The sequence below is a fragment of the Halopseudomonas sp. T1L2 genome (assembly GCF_055397385.1).
On sequence record NZ_AP040865.1, the window covers coordinates 210,705 to 229,066 of the forward strand.

Here is an 18,362-nt window from a genome sequence, read left to right on the forward strand (position 1 = left end):
GTATGGCAGTGGGTCTATGTTGTCTGATGCCTTTGCGTGACTGGATCCCTGCCTGCGCAGGGATGACGTGGAGGTTTGGATTGCCGTGGGAGGCTCCACTCTAAATGCCGCTTTCGTCTGGCCAACTCCGGAGCGTGGCTTTGGAAATGCCGATACATAAACCTCGTCATCCCTTGGGTGCGCCTCTTGGTATGGCAGTGGGTCTATGATGTCTGATGCCTTTGCGTGACTGGATCCCTGCCTGCGCAGGGATGACGTGGAGGTTTGGATTGCCGTGGGAGGCTCCACTCTGAATGCCGCTTACGTCTAGCCAACTCCGGAGCGTGGCTTTGGAAATGCCGATACATAAACCTCGTCATCCCTGCGCAGGCAGGGATCCAGTTGCGGGTTCGCGTTAGCGCAGTATCCATTGCCCAATCACCAATGGCTCTGGCACTTTTCCGTCAATGCGATAGGGTTGGCACGCAGCATCTGCTTTACTGAGCGCAGCTCGTCGAGCTCGGTTCTGCCAATAACAAGAGAGCACACCAATGCCCGCATTACCCCGCCTGATCGACGCATCCGGCCAACCCCGCTATGGCCTCTTCCCCGACGGGGTGGAGGAGATCAACTACCAGGACTTTGACCTGCGCACGGTGATGGACAAGCCGCGCTCGCAGCTGGCGCGGCGGTTTGGCGCGAATCAGTTCCAGTTCATCAGCCTGCTCAGCTCGGAGCTGATCGTTGGCGTGGCGATTGTCGATCTCAAGCTGGTCAGCAATGCCTTCGTCTACCTGTTCGATCCGCGCACCCGGCGCTTTGACGAGTTCAGCTTTCTGCAGCCGCTGGCGCGTGGCACGACGTTCGAGTCGCGGCCAGGCAGCGGTCGGGCGGTATTCGAGAAAGGGCGTAACCGAATCACTGTGGATGCTGCTGGCGAAGCCGGCGTGCGTCAGTTGCTGGTCGAGCTGGCCGACGGCACCCGCATCGATGCGCGGATTGACGAGGGGGCGAGTCAGCAGCCTTTGTCGATTTGCACCCGGGCCGGATATACGGGCTGGGTATTCACCCGCAAGACCGCCGCGCGGGTCTGCACCGGCAGCGTCAGCTGGCGCGGGCAGCAGTTTGATCTGCGCCAGCTCGGCGCGCTGGCGGCAGTCGACTGGACCACGGGCTTTATGCGCCGGGAAACATTCTGGAACTGGGGCAGTCTGTCCTGCCGCTTGCCTGACGGTAGGCGCCTCGGCTTTAACCTGGCGGCCGGGGTCAACGAAACCGGCTTTACCGAGAACGGCATCTGGCTTGACGATCAACTGATCAAGGTCGACATGGTCGACTTTCAATTTGACCGCGCCAAGCCGCTGGCGCCCTGGCAGCTGCGCTCGGCGGACGGGCAGGTTGACCTGCAGTTCGAGCCGGCTGGCACCCGTCAGGAAAAGCTCAATGCACTGTTGCTGGCGTCCAATTTTAAGCAGCACTTCGGCCAATTCAGCGGCGAGTTGCGGATTACCGGGGAGACGCTGACGCTGGATGGTGCCTGGGGGCTGGTAGAGGATCATTACGCGCGTTGGTGAGCTGCTTCGCTTGTATTGATACCCCTTCAATCAGCGCATCCATGACGGCGGTCGGTGGTTGGAATTGGACGGCAGCCTGCCTATTCTGTCTGCTAATCGAGACACAAGACCCTCAAAGGGCTGCCCATGAAACCTGCACTTCCCGACGGCTTGATCGTCGTCGCCAAGGCTGACTGCCCGACCTGTCGACTGGTCGAGCCGCTGCTGGCCGAGATTGCCCAGGCCGGGTCGCTGACTGTCTACGCGCAGGATTCGGCCGAGTATGCCGCCGACCTGCCATCCTCCCTGTACGACAAGACGCTCGAACACTCCTTCCACCTTGGCATCGAGTTTGTGCCGACGCTGATTCGGGTCGAGAACGGCGTGGAAGTCGAGCGCACCTACGGCTGGCACAAGGAAGACTGGCGACAGCTGACCGGCCTGGCCGAGCTGGGCGAGGCGCTGCCGGTGATGCGCCCTGGCTGTGGCTCGAAGACGCTGGAGCCGGGTATCAGCGAAGAGCTGGAACTGGCCTTTGGTGATATTCGCCTGCAGTCGCGCGAGATCGACATGGGCAGCGCCGAAGACCCGATGGAAGCCTGCTTCGAGCGTGGTTGGAGCGATGGCCTGCCGGTGGTGCCGCCGACACCGGTGCGGGTGCTGCGCATGCTCAAGGGCACCAGCCGCAAGCCCGACGAGGTGGTCGGGCTGATGCCGCCGGATCTGGTGCCGGTGACCGTCGAGAAGGTCGCGATCAACGCGGTGCTGGCCGGCTGCAAGCCGGAATACATGCCGGTGCTGCTGGCCGCGCTGGAAGCGGCACTGACCGATGAATTCGGCCTACACGGCCTGATCTGCACCACCATGTTCGGCAGCCCGATGATTGTGGTCAACGGCCCTGCCGCCCGCGCCATCGGCATGAATTCCGGCGTCAACGCGCTGGGGCAGGGCAACCGCGCCAACGCCACCATTGGCCGCGCGCTGCAACTGCTCATTCGCAATGTCGGCGGTGGTCGGCCGGGCGAGATTGACCGCGCAACCCTGGGCAATCCCGGCAAGTACAGTTTCTGTTTCGCCGAGGCCGAAGACGCCGACTGGCTGCCGCTGGCGCAGGAGCGCGGCGTTGAGGCCGGGCGCTCGGCGGTGACCCTGTTCCCCGGTGAGGGCGTGCAGGGCATCGTCGATCAGAAGTCGCGCGACCCCGAATCGCTGGCGCGCTCCTTTGCCCTGTCGCTGCGCACGGTGGACCACGCCAAGCTGGCGATGGCCGGTGACGCGGTGCTGGTGGTCTCGCCTGAGCATGCGCGGGTGTTCATCGACGCGGGTTGGTCCAAGCAGCGGCTGCGTGAAGAGCTGGAACGCCTGCTGTTGGCGCCAGGCGCCGAGCTGGTTGCTGGCGCCGGCGGCATTGCTGAAGGTATTCCTGAACGTTTCAAGGATCAGCAGGTGCCCAAGTTTCGGCCCGGCGGGCTGCTGATTGTCCGGGCTGGCGGCACCGCTGGCCTGTTTTCCGCCATCATCGCTGGCTGGGCGGCGTCTGGCCCGGTTGGTTCTTCACCCGTGACACGAGAGGTAACGTCATGAATGACAGCATTGTGCTCGATCCGACCGCGGAACGGGCGCCGGCGCAGCGTGCGCGTCTGGCCCGTCCCGCCAGCCTTGAGGGCAAGGTGGTCGGTCTGCTCGACATTTCCAAGCCACGCGGCAATGTCTTCCTCGACCGTATCGAGGAGCAGCTGGCAGCCATGGGTATTGCAGTGAAGCGCTATGACAAGCCGACCTTCACCCGCATTGCCCCAACCGAACTCAAACAGCAGATGGCCGCCGAGGTGGATCTGCTGGTGGAAGGTCTGGCCGACTGAGGGTCTTGCACGTCGTGCTGTATGCATGACATCGCAGACCTGGAGTCACGTCAGATCCCGGGAGTAGGGGTTGCCTCCAGTGAATTTGTACAGGCCGCGGCGTTGCAGTCGAAGGCCCTTGGCTTTGATCCGGCCATGGTCTTTGTTCCGCATCCGATCCAGGACCGCACCGACGATGAAATGCGCGCGCTTGCCGATGGCGCGCTGGCAGAGATTCTGCGCCTGCTGCAAAGCGGCGACGCAGACTGAGCCGCAGGTGGCCGCATGACGGCCGCCATCAACCGACCGCCAGCGGTCGACCGGGTCCTGGCCTGGCCGCTGGTGCAGCAACTGATTGCCGATCACGGCCGCGCGCTGGTGGTTGATGGTGTGCGTGCCGCGCTGCAGTTGTGGCGCGACGGCGCGATCAGCGACGATGAGGCGCTGGTGCATTGGCTGCGTCAGCACCTGCTGGCGACGCTGGCGCCCTCCATGCGCCCGGTGCTGAACCTGACCGGAACCGTGCTGCATACCAACCTTGGCCGCGCGCCCTTGCCGCCGGAAGCGGTGGCGGCGATGAACTCGGTCGCGCTTGGGGCGAGCAATCTGGAGTTCGATCTCGCCAGCGGGCAGCGTGGCGACCGTGATGATCACGTCGAGCAGTGGATCTGCCGGCTGACCGGCGCCGAGGCCGCGACGGTGGTCAACAACAACGCCGCTGCCGTGCTGCTGGTGCTCAACGCGCTGGCGAACCGCCGCGAGGTGGTGGTCTCGCGCGGTGAGCTGATCGAAATCGGTGGTTCCTTCCGCCTGCCCGACATAATGGCCCGCGCCGGCTGCAAGCTGCGTGAGGTTGGCGCCACCAACCGCACCCACCCGCGCGACTACAGCGAAGCCGTTGGCCCGCGTACCGCGCTGCTGCTCAAGGCACACACCAGCAACTACCGCATCGAAGGCTTCAGTACCGCGCTCAGCGAGGCGCAGCTGGCGGCGATTGCCCGTGAGCATCAGGTACCGCTGGCGGTCGATCTGGGCAGCGGCTCGCTGATCGACCTGCAGGCGCTGGGTCTGCCGGCCGAACCGGTGGTGGCGCAGGTGCTGGCCGAAGGCGTCGACGTGGTGACCTTCAGTGGCGACAAACTGCTGGGCGGCCCGCAGGCCGGCATCATCGCCGGACGCGCCGACCTGATCGCGCGCATTCGCAAAAGCCCGCTCAAGCGCGCGCTGCGCTGCGACAAGATGACCCTGGCAGCGCTGGAAGCGGTACTGCGGTTATACGCCGACCCGGACACGCTGGTGCAGCGGGTGCCGACCCTGCGTCTGCTGACCCGCAGCGAAGCGTCGATTCAGCAGACCTGCGCGGCGCTGCTGGCTGATTTGCAGCGCTGGGCGGGGGAGGGCTTTGCGGTGGATGTGTGTGCAGTCAGCAGTCAGATTGGCTCTGGGTCACTGCCGCTCGATGTGCTGCCGAGTGCGGCGCTGCGTGTGTGCAGCATCAGTGGCAATCGGCGTGAGCGCAGCCGCGCGCTGCGTCAGTTGGCAGAGCGCCTGCGACAGTTGCCGCAGCCGGTGATTGGCCGGATTGCCGATGACAGTCTGCTGCTCGATTGCCGCTGTCTGGAAGACCCGCAAGAGCTACGTGTCGCCCTGGGAGCGACTGGGTGATCATCGCCACCGCCGGGCACGTCGACCACGGCAAGACTTCATTGATCCGTGCCCTGACCGGGGTAGACACCGACCGGTTGGCCGAAGAAAAACGCCGCGGGCTGACCATCGAGCTGGGCTTTGCCTGGCTGCCGAGCGAGAGCGGCGAGCCGCTGGGCTTTATCGATGTGCCAGGCCACGAACGCTTTATCGGCACCATGCTGGCGGGGGTTGCCGGGGTGGATATGGCGCTGCTGGTCGTAGCGGCCGATGACGGCGTGATGCCGCAGACCCGCGAGCATCTGGCGATCTTGCAGCTGCTGGGTGTGCGCGAGCTGGCGCTGGTGATCAGCCGCTGCGATCTGGCGGATGCTGCTCAACAGCAGCGGGTCTCCGAGCAGGTGCAGGCGCTGGCGGCCGATGCGGGTTGGCCCGCGGCGCGTATTTGGCCGGTATCCAGTACCAGCGGGCAGGGCATTGACGCGCTGCGTCAGGCGCTGCAGCAACAGGCAGAACAGCGCGAGACGCGGCCAAGCGACAGCCCGGCGCGCTTCATGATTGACCGCCGCTTCAGCATTGCCGGGGCGGGCTGTGTGGTGACCGGCACGCTGGTCAGCGGTCGCCTGCAAGTGAGGCAAAAGCTCTGGCTGCATGGGCAGGAGGTGCGGGTGCGCAGCCTGCAGCGGGCCTCCAGCGAGGTCGCGGAGGTTCATGCCGGGCAACGCTGCGCGCTCAATCTGGGTGGCGCGGTGTCGGCAGACCAGCCCCAGCGCGGCGACTGGCTGAGCGAGCAGGTGTTGCCGCTCAGTGATCGGCTGGATGTTTCCCTTACGCAGTTACTCGACAGCCATTGGCACCGTGGCGTGCTGCAGTTGCATCTGGGCACGGCGATCCATTCGGTACGGGTGGTGCTGCTGGATGAGGCCGCGGGGCTGGCGCAGCTGATGCTGGAACAGCCGGTGTCTGCGGTCTGGGGAGATCGCTTTATCATTCGCGACCCGGCGGCCAACACAACGCTGGGTGGCGGTCGGGTACTGGATCCGCAGGGTGTGGGCCGCGGTCGCAGCAAGCCGCAGCGGTTGGCCCTGCTCGCCGCCTGGTCGAACGCCAGCACGCCGAGTGAGGTGCTGGCCGCAGCGCTGCAGCAGGGCGCAGTGGCGTTGTCCGAGCTGGCGCTGAAACTGAATCTGGCTGCCGAGCAGCTTGAGCAACTGCTGCCGGCTGAGGACCTGATCGTGCTGGCGGCGGCTGGCCAGCGGGTTGCTGTTACGGAGCCATTTTGCGAAGCACGTTGGCGGCATTTGGCTGTGCGTTTGGCCGACTGGCACCAGCAGCACCCCGAGTTGCTTGGGCCGGGGGAAGGGCAGATCGGCTTGGTGGGCTGTCTGCAACTGCCGTTACCGTTGGCGCGCCAACTGCTGCAGCGCTGGCAGACCGATGGGCGGTTGCAGCGCACCGCCTGGGCGCTGCACCTGCCGCAGCACCGGCCGCAACTGCAGCCGGGTGATGCCGAGCTGCTGGCGCGGGTTGTTAATGAACTGGCGCCATGCGGCTTGCGACCGCCGATTGTTGGCGAACTGGCCACGGCATTGGGCATGGAACTGGGGGAACTCAAGGCGTTCTTGCAGCGCATGCAGCGGGCCGGTGAACTGGTTGCGGTGGCATCCAACCGTTATTACCTGCCATCACAGGTGGAAGGCTTGGTAGCGGTGGCGCGGCAGTTGGTGGCAGACTCGCCGTCCGGCAGTTTTAACGCCGCCGAGTACCGTGACGCCTCGGGCATCGGCCGCAACCTGACCATTCAGGTACTGGAGTATCTGGATCGCGCGGGCGTGACCCGTTTCGTTCGCGAACAACGTTTCTTAGTGGCAGGCTGAGCCTACCGCTGCAATGGATGGACATCGTCCCCGGTGGGGCGCCCGGACTTCAACTCCGGTGAGATGCGCAACGCGTGTCTGGTGGGTTCGACTCCCATGTCCTTCCGCCATTATTCGGCACAAGCCGGCGCTGATGCGCCAGCGCGATGGCGTTAAAACATCGCTTGGGGTGTTTTTATAGTCAAAGCCTATTGAATGCTTTGATTTAAGTTAATGGCGCTATTCCGGCTCCGTGCTTAACTTACTTGCAGGTTGCAGGTTCCCAGGCGCTCAGCAGACTGACTCCCTCCGATCCTGCGATATGACACCCAAACAAGAGCGGAGACTGACATGACTGACAAAAAGACTGGCGGATGCCCGGTAATGCATGGGTCTAATACCCGGCTCAAGATGACCAAGGACTGGTGGCCGAACCAGCTCAATCTGGCGATCCTGCACCAGCACAATCCCAAATCCGATCCCATGGGTGGCGATTTTGACTACGCCGCCGAGTTCAGCAAACTCGATCTCGCCGAGGTCAAGAAGGACCTTACCGCGCTGATGACCGATTCCCAGGAGTGGTGGCCTGCGGATTACGGTCACTACGGCCCGCTGATGATCCGCATGGCCTGGCATTCGGCCGGTACCTACCGTACGGCCGACGGCCGTGGCGGCGCCTCTACCGGAAACCAGCGGTTCGCGCCGATTGGCAGCTGGCCCGATAACGCCAACCTGGACAAGGCCCGCCGCCTGTTGTGGCCGGTGAAGAAGAAGTACGGCAGCAAGCTGTCATGGGCGGATCTGTATATCCTTGCCGGTAACGTTGCCCTGGAATCCATGGGCTTCAAGACCTTCGGTTTTGGTGGCGGTCGCGCCGACATCTGGGCTCCCGAGGAAGACATTTACTGGGGGGCAGAGGACGAGTGGCTGGCGACCAGCGACAAGCCGAACAGCCGCTATTCCGGTGAGCGTGATCTGGAAAACCCGCTCGCTGCCGTTCAGATGGGTCTGATTTACGTCAACCCGGAAGGCCCGGATGGCAAGCCCGATCCGCTCGCCTCGGCCCGCGATATTCGCGAAACCTTCGCTCGCATGGCGATGAATGATTATGAAACCGTGGCGCTGACCGCCGGCGGCCATACCTTTGGCAAGGTGCACGGTGCCGGCGATGCGGCGCATGTGGGCCCGGAGCCCGAGGCGGCGCCGATTGAGGAGCAGGGGCTTGGCTGGAAGAGCAGCTTCGGCAGCGGCAAGGGCCGCGATACCATCACCAGCGGTCTGGAAGGCTCCTGGACGCCTAACCCGATCAAGTGGGATATGGGCTACCTGGATGTGTTGTTGGGTTATGACTGGGAGCTGACCAAGAGCCCGGCCGGCGCCTGGCAGTGGGCACCAAAGAATCTTGCACCGGAAGACCACGCGCCGGATGTCGAGGATCCCAGCAAGAAGGTCGGTATCATGATGACTACCGCCGACATGGCGATGCGCGAGGATCCCGAGTACCGCAAGATCGCCGAGCACTTCCACAAAAACCCGGAAGAGTTCGCCGATGCCTTTGCTCGCGCCTGGTTCAAGCTGACCCACCGGGACATGGGGCCGAAGGTGCGTTACCTGGGCTCTGAAGTTCCGGCGGAAGATCTGATCTGGCAGGATCCGGTGCCGGCAGTCGATCACCCGCTGATCGATGCGCAGGACATCACCACGTTGAAAGCCAAGTTGCTGGGCTCCGGTCTGAGCGTTGCCGAGCTGGTTTCGACTGCCTGGGCGTCAGCCTCGACCTACCGCGACTCTGACAAGCGTGGCGGAGCCAACGGTGCACGTACTCGCCTGGCGCCGCAGAAGGATTGGGAGGCCAATCAGCCGCAGCAACTGGCCAAGGTGCTCAAGGTCCTCGAAGGTATTCAGGCCGATTTCAACGCTGCCGGTGCCAAGAAAGTCTCGCTGGCTGACCTGATCGTGCTGGGCGGCGCGGCGGCTATCGAGAAGGCTGCGCAGGATGCCGGGCACAGTGTGACCGTACCCTTTGCGCCGGGTCGTACCGACGCCACTGACGAGCAGACCGATGCCGAGTCGTTCGAGCCGCTCAAGCCTGAGGCTGATGGTTTCCGTAATTACCGCCGGACCAAGTTCACTGTCTCGGACGAGGAGATGCTGGTCGACAAGGCGCAGTTGCTCGGCTTGAGTGCGCCGGAGATGACTGTACTGGTCGGTGGCCTGCGGGTTCTTGGCGCCAACCACGGTGGCAGCAAGCACGGCGTGTTTACCAGCACCCCGGGTGCGTTGAGCAATGACTTCTTCGTCAATCTGGTCGACATGAGCACTGCCTGGTTCCCGACCTCGGACGATGCCGATGTGTTTGAAGGCCGTTGCCGCAAGACCGGCGCGGTGAAGTGGACCGGTACTCGGGTGGATCTGGTGTTTGGTTCCAACTCGCAGCTGCGGGCGCTGGCGGAGGCCTATGCCCAGGATGACGCCAAGGCGAAGTTCGTGACCGACTTTGTTTCAGCGTGGAACAAGGTGATGAACGCAGATCGTTTCGACCTGACCTGATTCACCGGTTTTACCCCTCCAACCCACGGGCGCCGCATGGCGCCCGTGGCGTTTCTGCGCTCGCGTTTGCTGCCATCAGCGCGGTGAATATTGCTCAACAGGGTTGCTGTGCAGTTGTTTGGTCATGGTGTTCTGTCTCGCTAAAGGCCTCTTCCGGGAAGCGCCGGTGGTGATGGGGACGTGGGATCGAGCGTTCATAGATGACTGTTTTTCATTAAGAATGAATGTTCGCTCCATTTAATAGGCTTATCTGCCGTGACATGAGAGGGGAAGCACTGGCCGAGACGGAGAGGATTGATGTCTCGAAAATGAGTCGCCGTATCGCTGCGAATGATCATTCATTTTTCCGTTGTTGTGCCTTGCAAGTCTGCCTATGCTCAGCCGGAGCGGAGGGTGACCAGCAAGTCATTTCTCTTGCTTGGCTTCTTACAACAATAAAACGGAGAGCAGCATGAACCCCGGTATTGCAACACCTCCCAAGCGTATCAGCTATCTGAGCATATCCCTGATGGCAATTACCTTGCCGCTGGCCGGCTGTCTTGGTGGCGGCGGCGGGAGTGACGATGAACGTCGCACCGGCACCTTTGTGGACAGCCACGTGGCAGGTCTTGACTACAGTGCAGGCGGCAACACTGGTACAACCAGTGACACCGGAACCTTCCGCTATCGCCCGGGCGAAACGGTTACCTTCTCCATTGGTGACATGGTGCTGGGGGCAGCTGTCGGTGCAGAAGTGATGACACCGCTGAGTATTATTCAGGGTGCAACCGACGCATCTGACCCTCGGGTCAACAATATGCTGATTTTGCTGCAAACGCTGGATGCCGACGGCAATCTGAATAACGGTATCCAGATTACCGAGCAGATTCGCACCGAAGTCTCGCTTGCTGCTGCGGACATTAATTTCGATCAGCCGGTGGCGGATTTCCGCACGGCGATTACCGGCCTGGTTGCGGATCTGGAAAGTGCCGGCGCGTTTTCCGATACCGATCCCCGTGCCCGCAAGGTGGTAGCGGCAGACGATGCCCGCGAGCATTTCAGCCGCTCGACCGGTGAGCGTATTGTCGTGGCCACCACTGGCGGCGAGCTGCGCGGTTTCGAATCCAGCAACACGACCTGGCAATTCCTTGGCGTACCCTACGCCAAGCCGCCGCTGGGCGAGCTGCGCTGGCGTGCGCCCGAGCCGGCAGAGCCCTGGGAAGGCGTGCGCGATGCCGTCGCCTGGAGTGACCAGGCCGCCCAGAACGCGGCGCTGGAGCGTTTTGGTGAAGGCGGCATGAGTGAAGACTCGCTGTACCTCAACGTCACCATGCCCAAGGACGCCGACAACCTGCCCGTTATGGTCTGGTTCCACGGTGGCGGTTTTACCGCCCTGACCAGCAACACCATTCCGTTCAACAACCCCGAAGCGGTGGTCAGCAAGGGGGTGGTGCAGGTTTCGGTCAACCACCGGCTGGGCGCTTTTGGCTATCTGGCGCACCCGGAGCTGACCGCCGAGAGCAACTATGGCGGTTCCGGCAACTATGGCCAGATGGACCTGATCATGGCCCTGCAGTGGGTGCAGGACAACATCGAGGCCTTTGGCGGCGACCCGGATAACGTCACCATCTTTGGTGAGTCCGGCGGCGGCCGCAAGGTGCTGTCGCTGATGGCGTCGCCGCAGGCCGCAGGGCTGTTCCACCGTGCGATCAGTCAGAGCGGCACCCTGCGTCCGGATACCCGCTCGCTGGCCGATGGCGAGGCCCTTGGCCTGACCATTCAGGGTCGCATGGGAGCCGCATCGCTGGCCGAGATGCGTGAGGCCACCTGGCAGGAGGTTGCTGCAGCTGCCACGGGTAACGAGTACACCAACGTCGACAACTACTACCTGCCGGTATCCGAGCGGGCGCTGTTCGAGACCGGTCGGGATAACGATGTGCCGTTCATGTTCAGCGTCAACACCAACGACACCGAGGAGCCGATCGCCACAACCGTCAACGTATTCCCCTGGATGGCACCGCTGAAGGCTCAGCCAATGTACGCGACCCTGTTCGCCCACCAGCCGGCAGGTTGGCGCGCGCGTGGCATGCATGCCTATCACGCGGCAGAACTGGCTTATCTGTTCAACAAGCTTGATAGCGTGGTGACCCATTACCAGCTCGGCCTGGTACTGGATCCGGCAACCGGCAGCTCGTTGGTGATCGGTGACTTGAATGGCAACGGTGTCAGCGGCTCGCGTGGCGATCCGGCCGACATCATGGCTTCGGCGGGATTTGACGCCACCGACGAGCAGGTTGTCGACCGGATGATGACTATCTGGACCAACTTCGCCAAAACCGGCAACCCGAGCATCGACGGTGAAATCAGCTATCCGATTTACAACGCCACCAGCGAATCCTATGTCGAGCTTACCGATATCGCCGAGGCGAAGTCCTATCTGGGCGAGCGCTTCAGCGACGACTGAGTCGCCGCTGCCGGCAACTCAATTCAGGGTTGGTACATGACCCACCGGCTGCTGCGGCAGCCCGGTGCGGTCGCTCTGCAAGCAACAGGGAGTAGTGCAAATGGGTATTTCAAACGTGCGTAAACCAGCGCGCTCAGCCGCGCTGGGGTTGACTTTGACCCCGCTGTTTCTGGCATTGACGGGGTGCTTGGGTGGCGGGGGCGGTGGCTCCGACGCAAACCCTGCGCGGACCGGGGTGTTCATTGACAGCCCGGTGGCCGGGCTGGATTACCAGGGCAGCACGACGCCCGCCGGCCAGACCGACGCCGAGGGTGGCTTCCGCTATCGGGAGGATGAAACCATCCGCTTCTTCATCGGCGATCTGGAACTGGGATCGGCAGTGGGCGCTGAGCAGCTTACACCTCTGAGCATTGTTGCCGGTGCAGAGTCGGCCAGCGATCAGCGTGTCACCAATATGCTGATTCTGCTGCAGACTCTGGACGCCGACGGCAATCTGAACAATGGCATCCAGATCACCCACGAGATCCGCGAGGAAGTCTCGTTCAACGCCGGCAATATCAACTTTGATCAGCCCAGTGCCGACTTTCGCAACAGCCTGACGGCCATGCTGGAGCGACTGGATGACGTCGGTGCCTTTACCGATACCGATCCGCGGGCCCGCAAGGTTGTCGATACCGCCGATGCGCTGGCGCATTTTCAGCGTTCGACGGGCCCTCGGGTTGAAGTCGAGACAACCGGCGGCATGCTGCGCGGCTTTGAGGCCAATGCCTCGACCTGGCAGTTCCTCGGCGTGCCCTACGCCAAACCGCCGCTGGGCGAGTTGCGCTGGCGCCCGCCACAGCCGGCCGAGCCCTGGGAAGGTGTGCGTGAAGCGACGTCCTGGGCGGATCAGTCGGCGCAGGACTTCACCCTGGAGCGGGTCAATGAAGGTGGCATGAGCGAAGACTCGCTCTATCTCAATATCACCGCACCCAAGGATGCCGAGGGGCTGCCGGTCATGGTCTGGCTCCATGGTGGCTCGTTCGCCATCCTGTCGGCCAACTCGCCGCAGTACAACAACCCCAACGGGCTGGTCACCAAGGGCGTGGTGCAGGTCAGCGTCAACCACCGCCTCGGGCCATTCGGCTACATCGCCCATCCGCTGCTGAGCGCAGAGAGTGGGTACGGTGGCTCCGGCAATTATGGCCAGATGGATCTGGTCATGGCGCTGGAATGGATTCGCGACAATATCGCTGCGTTTGGCGGAGACCCAGGCAATGTCACCATCTTCGGCCAGTCCGGTGGTGGCGGTAAGGTCTACTCGCTGATGAACTCGCCGCAGGCGGTCGGGCTGTTCCATAAGGCGATTGTGCAGAGTGGCGTTGCGCCGCTGGAAACGGAAAGCTCGCCGGCCGATTCGCTGGGGGTGTCGGAGGCTATTGGTGAGGCACTGTTCGAGCGGGCCGGGGTCACCACTCTGGAACAGGCGCGGGCGCTGCCCTGGACGGCCTTTGCCCAGGCAGACCTGGACAACAACATCCGTCGGGAGACCTATCGGCCCAACTCGGACAATTACTACCTGCCCAACACCTATTACGGGAATGTGCAGCAGGGCATGCCCAGCGATGTGCCGCTGATGGCCGGGGTGACCAACGGCGACTACACCACGATTCGTGCCGCCTTGCCGATCTGGTTGCAGCAGCGCAGCGCCGAGTATCAGTCCAATCAGTACATCTATCGCTTCAGTCGGGTGCCGCCGGGTTGGGATGATCTGGGGCTGAGCAGTTGCCATGGCTGCGAGCTGCCGTACCTGTTCAATTATCCGGCCGGTATGGTGCAGAACTATCTGCTCGGGCTGGTACTGACCGACGCCTATACCCGGCCGCAGATTGGTGACCTGAACAACAACGGTGTGACCGGGACCCAGGGCGACACAGCGGATATCTATGCCTCCATGCGCTGGGGTATGCAGGACTCGGCAATGGCCGACTTGCTGATGACCCAGTGGAGCAACTTCGCCCGCACAGGCGATCCTAGCACCGAGTCGCTCGCGTGGACGCCCTACAGTCTGGAAAACGATGCCCTGATGGAGCATGGCAACAACGGTGTCGCGGCGATGACAACGGGGGTAGCCGAGGCACCCTGATCGACAGCTTTTTGGATCGTGCGTGGGCTGCGAGAGCAGCCCTTCTGGCCAGATGGCCTGAACCGGTACCCGCGTTGGTGGGTACCGGTTTTTTTTGTTCTGCCCATAAAATCGGGCAACGCTACAGAATATTCCGCCAATGCGGTCGGCCGAATGCTCCAGTGATTGAGTGTGCACTCGGGTTCGTCCCGTTTACGCGGGCGAGTAGCACAGGATTGGCAGGAAACAGAACGGCAGCCTGTTTGAGGCTCACAGAGCCGAGTTCTGCCGGCCCCTGCCAAGCCGAGCAACGCAGCGAACCCGCAGGGCCGCGTAGCCGGGTGCCCTTGGGGGGCCGGGCAAGCGGCCCCCTTTGGCTCGCCGTGAAGGCGAAATACTGACTCAACATCAGCGCAGGAAATGGTTCTGCCACCTGCGCCTGGCCAAGTCGGCGTTTTAACGCTGCCAGCCTTGGGGCAGCTCCCATGCTCACCCGAGATGAACCGTTTACCCAGCTGCCTTCAGTCGGTGCTCCCACAACCTGCGTGCCAGACGACGCATGTTGGGAATCTCGTCGGTTTCATCAAGGATCGGACGACCGATCAGCGTCTCGATGATGTCTTCCATGGTCACCAGACCGCACCAGCTGCCGAACTCGTCATAGACCAGACACAGGTGCTGTTGCTCCTTGAGCATCTGGGTCATCAGGGCCTCGATATTCTGGCTGTCCTGAACGACCTTGACCGGCTTCATCAGGCTGGACACCAGAGCCTCGCGGTTATCGGTTGCCAGCAGGTCTACGCGAAACAGCACACCCAGCGGGGTTTCGTTCTCGTCGAGCACCGGATAACGCGAGAACTGGCCGTGCTGGACGCGCTGGCGCGCCTGCGCAACCGTCAGCTCCGGACTCAGGGTTTCGCTTACCGTACGCGGGGTCATGACGTCGCGGGCGCGGATGGTATGCAGATCCAGCACGTTATGGATCATTCGCTGTTCTTCCTCGTCCAGCGACTCAAGCTCCTGGCCAAGGCTAGCCAGGGCCTTGATCTCGGCACGCAAGTCATGCTCCGGCGTCTTGCCACCGAGACTGCGAGTGACCAGATCGGATAGCAGAATGAACGGTTTCAGCAACAGGATCATGCTGTTCAGCACGCCGGGCATCAGCGGTGCCAGTGCCGGCCAGTAGCGGGCACCCAGCGTCTTGGGCAGGATTTCCGAGCCCAGCAGAATCAGCAGGGTCATGATCGCGGACGCGACGCCAAGGTAGCCATCACCGAACACGATTGTCACCTGTGCGCCAACGCCGGTGGCGCCAACGGTGTGAGCGACCGTGTTGAGGGTCAGAATGGCCGCCAGCGGCTGGTCGACGTTTTCTTTCAGCTGTTTCAGTCTGGGATAAAGTCTGGGGCGTTCGACCTTTTGCCGGGCAATGAAGCTGGGTGTCATGGACAGCAGTGCAGCTTCAAGGATGGAACAGATGAAGGAAACCAGAATGGAGAGGACAGCAAACGCTATCAGCAGGGACATGGGGATCTTGAGTGGCCAATGATGTGCCTAGTATACGATCGGTTGCTTGCGGCTCAATTGTCTGCCTGATTCAGGATGTTTCCAGTCTCTGGGTGCCGGTGCCATCGTCTGTGCCCGGTTCGGGAGATCAGGCCGGATGCTCATGGCCATCCGGCACCGGCGTTATGCTGCGTCGTTGTTGGCTGCGAACAAGGCTTCAAAGGTGTCCATGTCGAGCGCGGCGATGATGTTCTGTTGGTCATCGAGAATTTCGTACATCACACCTTCGGTACCGCGGATGCTGAACAGCACCAGGGTGCCGCCATCGCCGCCGCACTCGCGGTGGGGCGTGATGTCTGGCTGGCTGATGGTGTAGCTGCCGGTTGGGCGGCTTTCTTTCAGTTTGCCGTTGGCGTGGAACAGCTGATGCTCGCCGCGAATAACGAAGGTGTGGTTCACCGCGCAGTGGCGGTGCAGCACGATGGGATCGTGGGCGTGGAAGTGAAACAGTACGTCGACCAGTTGGTTGGGGCGGTCGATACTGAGAATGCAGTAGTCGAAGTTCTCGAAGCCCGGCAGCTGATTCCAGCGGATGTGGTTCAGATCAAGAGCGTGCATGGTTACGTCCTTTTGTTGTTGTGGTAGTGCAATAGCTCAGCGTTGGGGTGCCCAGTCGCTGACGATGATGTTGTTGTCGGCGCGCTGCGCACGTGCCGCCTGCTTGCGCGCGCTGATCTGCGCGACGCATTGATCTTCGTTGTTGAGTATCACGATGCATTCAAGGCACTGGATGCACTCATCGTAATCAATCGCGCCGCTGCGTTTGATCGCCCCGATCTCGCACTTGTTGTGGCAGTGCTGGCAAGGCTTGCCGCAGGCGTCGATGCGGGTGAGCCAGGAGAACAGCCGCAGCCGTCCGAGGATCGCCAACCCCGCGCCCAGCGGGCAGACGTAGCGGCAGTAGAACTTGTGCACGAACAGGCCGAGGCCGAGCAGCAGTACCGCGTAGAGCACAAATGGCCAGCTGCGCACGAAGAACAGGGTAATCGAGGTCTTGAACGGCTCGACTTCGGCCAGGCGCTCGGCCAGCGTCAGCGAGTAGAAAGCGGTCGGGATCAGCGCAACCAGAATGAGGTATTTCAGCCACTGCAGACGCAGGTGCCAGTGCTCGCTGATCTTCCACTGGCGAATGTGCAGTTTCTTCGCCAGCCAGCTGACCATCTCCTGTAGTGCACCAAAGGGGCAGAGCCAGCCGCAGAACAGGCCGCGCCCCCAAAGGAACAGGCTGATGAAGGTAAAGGTCCAGAGGATGAAAATCACCGGGTCCATCAGAAACACCGTGATCTCGAAGCCATGCCAGAGCGCGAGCAGCAGGGTGAAAATATTGACCACCGAGAGCTGGCCCTGGGCGTAGAACCCGATGAACAGCAGGGTGAACAGCAGGAAACCGGCGCGCAGCAAATGAAAGCCGCGGGCGTGCCGGCTGACCCGCTGCTGATAGATGAATAGCGCGGTGACCAGCGCCAGTGACAGCAGCAGAGCGCCGATTTGCCAGGCACGTTGCTGCCACATCTGCAGCCAGATCGGCGTGGGCGCTGCGGTTGCGCTGGCCTCTTGCAGCTCGAACAGTCCAGGCTCCAGCGTCAACGCCCTTTCGAAGTGACTTTGCTGCTCGCTCAGCGGGTTACGGCGCAGGGTAACGTTGAGTTGCAGCGCGGCAGGCTCTACCGGATTGAATGCCGCGTGGGTTTTGATGCGGAAGATATTGGCCTGCCAGTCGCCTGGCGGTGCTGCGAGCAACGGAAGCAGGATGCCGTTGTTGAAGTTCATGTCGTGCAGCTCGATCGCCTTGCCATGCTGCAGCAGGTTGATACGACTGGGCGCGGTGGCGGGAATAAAGTCTTCCGGCACGTGCGGGTACTGGCCGCGTGAGAGCACCAGCAACGCCTGCTCGCCCGGCAGCAGTTCGTCTTGCAAACGACTGAAGGCTGCCTCGCCGAGCAGATTGCGGCCGGTCATCGGGGTGTTCAGGTAGGCAAAGTACAGCTCGCTGAACGGCAGGTCGCTATCGTCTGAAAAGCCCGGGTACAGATTGAGGCTGTTGCCCAGTGCTGCTTCCACTGCGGGCGTATCCAGCTGCCACTGCTGCAACAATCCTCGAGTCAGCAACTGCTGCCAGTCCATTGGCTCGAACCGCTCGGGACGGGCGACGGCCTGTGGTCCCTGGGCAAACTCCGGCAGCAGCGCGCGAGCAACCGTCATCGCCGATTGCAGTACCGCTTCGTTGAGGATGACGACTGACACGGTGGCCTTGCTGACGCCGTCGATGTAACCCACCGCATCGCCATCGACACTGCCGCCGTGGGTACTGCCGACGACGATGGGCGTGGCGATATTGCGGCCGGTGTACTGGCCGGCGAAGTCGAACAGAGCCTGTTCTCCCAGACCATGCAGGAACACCGGTTCATGGTGCTCCAGCACGGTCACCCCGGTCAGATTGCCTTCTGGAGTCATGCCGATCAGCAGCCGAATCGGCTTACCGGAAAAGCCCTGCAGGCTGGAGTAGTCGGTTGACTCGAAGGCGTAGCCGAGCAGCTGATCCAGCTGGAATGCCTGATACACGGGCGGGCTGCCCTGCTTTTCGATCAACCGGGTGGCACTGGGAAACAGGTGCTGCACGGCCTGCTGCCAGCCGGGCGCCGGTGGGCTCTCGGCTCGCAGATTTGAGCTCAACAGGCAAAGCAGACAGCCCAGCAGAAGCTGACGGAGCGTTGGGTGACGCGCAGACATGGAGGCTCATCCTTGTTGTTGTGCTCCCATGCTGGCGAGCACAAGGGCAGGCGAGCCATCCAACTTAGGGGGCGAGCCGTTGCTACTTCAGTCTTA

General features: G+C 62.4%; 11 protein-coding genes and 1 tRNA gene. 9 read left to right on the forward strand and 3 right to left on the reverse strand.

Translation table 11 applies throughout. The features are described from left to right. Nucleotides 1-530 precede the first annotated feature (530 nt). From ACZ5WQ_RS01040 to ACZ5WQ_RS01080, 9 genes are all read left to right on the forward strand, one after another. Nucleotides 531-1,553: a DUF2804 domain-containing protein gene (locus ACZ5WQ_RS01040; protein ID WP_233049271.1), complete on the forward strand. Its 1,023-nt coding sequence runs from the start codon at nt 531-533 to the stop codon at nt 1,551-1,553. A gap of 126 nt (nt 1,554-1,679) precedes the next feature. Then, the gene (locus tag ACZ5WQ_RS01045) at nt 1,680-3,116 is read left to right on the forward strand and encodes a thioredoxin family protein (protein ID WP_464382946.1); all 1,437 of its coding nucleotides are present in this window, start codon (nt 1,680-1,682) and stop codon (nt 3,114-3,116) included. Continuing rightward, entirely contained in the window at nt 3,113-3,643 is a 531-nt protein-coding gene (locus tag ACZ5WQ_RS01050; RefSeq protein WP_464382947.1) for a UGSC family (seleno)protein, read from the forward strand. The genes ACZ5WQ_RS01045 and ACZ5WQ_RS01050 overlap by 4 nt, the downstream gene beginning before the upstream one ends. Nucleotides 3,644-3,658: 15 nt before the next feature. Then, entirely contained in the window at nt 3,659-5,038 is a 1,380-nt protein-coding gene (gene selA / locus ACZ5WQ_RS01055) for an L-seryl-tRNA(Sec) selenium transferase (protein WP_464382948.1), read from the forward strand. Continuing rightward, entirely contained in the window at nt 5,035-6,894 is a 1,860-nt protein-coding gene (gene selB / locus ACZ5WQ_RS01060) for a selenocysteine-specific translation elongation factor (protein ID WP_464382949.1), read from the forward strand. The genes selA and selB overlap by 4 nt, the downstream gene beginning before the upstream one ends. A 15-nt stretch (nt 6,895-6,909) precedes the next feature. Next, nucleotides 6,910-7,004, forward strand: a tRNA-Sec gene (locus tag ACZ5WQ_RS01065). Between the two features lie 220 nt (nt 7,005-7,224). Further along, nucleotides 7,225-9,423 carry a catalase/peroxidase HPI gene (gene katG, locus ACZ5WQ_RS01070; protein ID WP_464382950.1) on the forward strand — a complete coding sequence of 733 codons (2,199 nt, stop codon included), beginning with the start codon at nt 7,225-7,227 and terminating at the stop codon, nt 9,421-9,423. 451 nt (nt 9,424-9,874) lie between these two features. Then, on the forward strand, nt 9,875-11,866 hold the full coding sequence (locus ACZ5WQ_RS01075; protein ID WP_464382951.1) for a carboxylesterase/lipase family protein: 1,992 nt from the start codon (nt 9,875-9,877) through the stop codon (nt 11,864-11,866). Between the two features lie 235 nt (nt 11,867-12,101). Beyond that, entirely contained in the window at nt 12,102-13,991 is a 1,890-nt protein-coding gene (locus ACZ5WQ_RS01080; RefSeq protein ID WP_464382952.1) for a carboxylesterase/lipase family protein, read from the forward strand. Between the two features lie 486 nt (nt 13,992-14,477). On the opposite strand, the gene ACZ5WQ_RS01085 is transcribed toward ACZ5WQ_RS01080, so the two are convergent. From ACZ5WQ_RS01085 to ACZ5WQ_RS01095, 3 genes are all read right to left on the reverse strand, one after another. Continuing rightward, nucleotides 14,478-15,497, reverse strand: a complete 1,020-nt coding sequence (locus tag ACZ5WQ_RS01085) for a CNNM domain-containing protein (protein ID WP_285677864.1) — start codon at nt 15,495-15,497, stop codon at nt 14,478-14,480. A 162-nt stretch (nt 15,498-15,659) separates the two neighbouring features. Next, nucleotides 15,660-16,094, reverse strand: coding sequence for a hypothetical protein (locus ACZ5WQ_RS01090; RefSeq protein ID WP_464382953.1), 435 nt, complete (start codon nt 16,092-16,094; stop codon nt 15,660-15,662). 36 nt (nt 16,095-16,130) lie between these two features. Continuing rightward, nucleotides 16,131-18,266 (reverse strand): 4Fe-4S binding protein, encoded by a 2,136-nt coding sequence (locus tag ACZ5WQ_RS01095; protein WP_464382954.1) that lies wholly within the window; start codon nt 18,264-18,266, stop codon nt 16,131-16,133. Nucleotides 18,267-18,362: the final 96 nt, after the last annotated feature.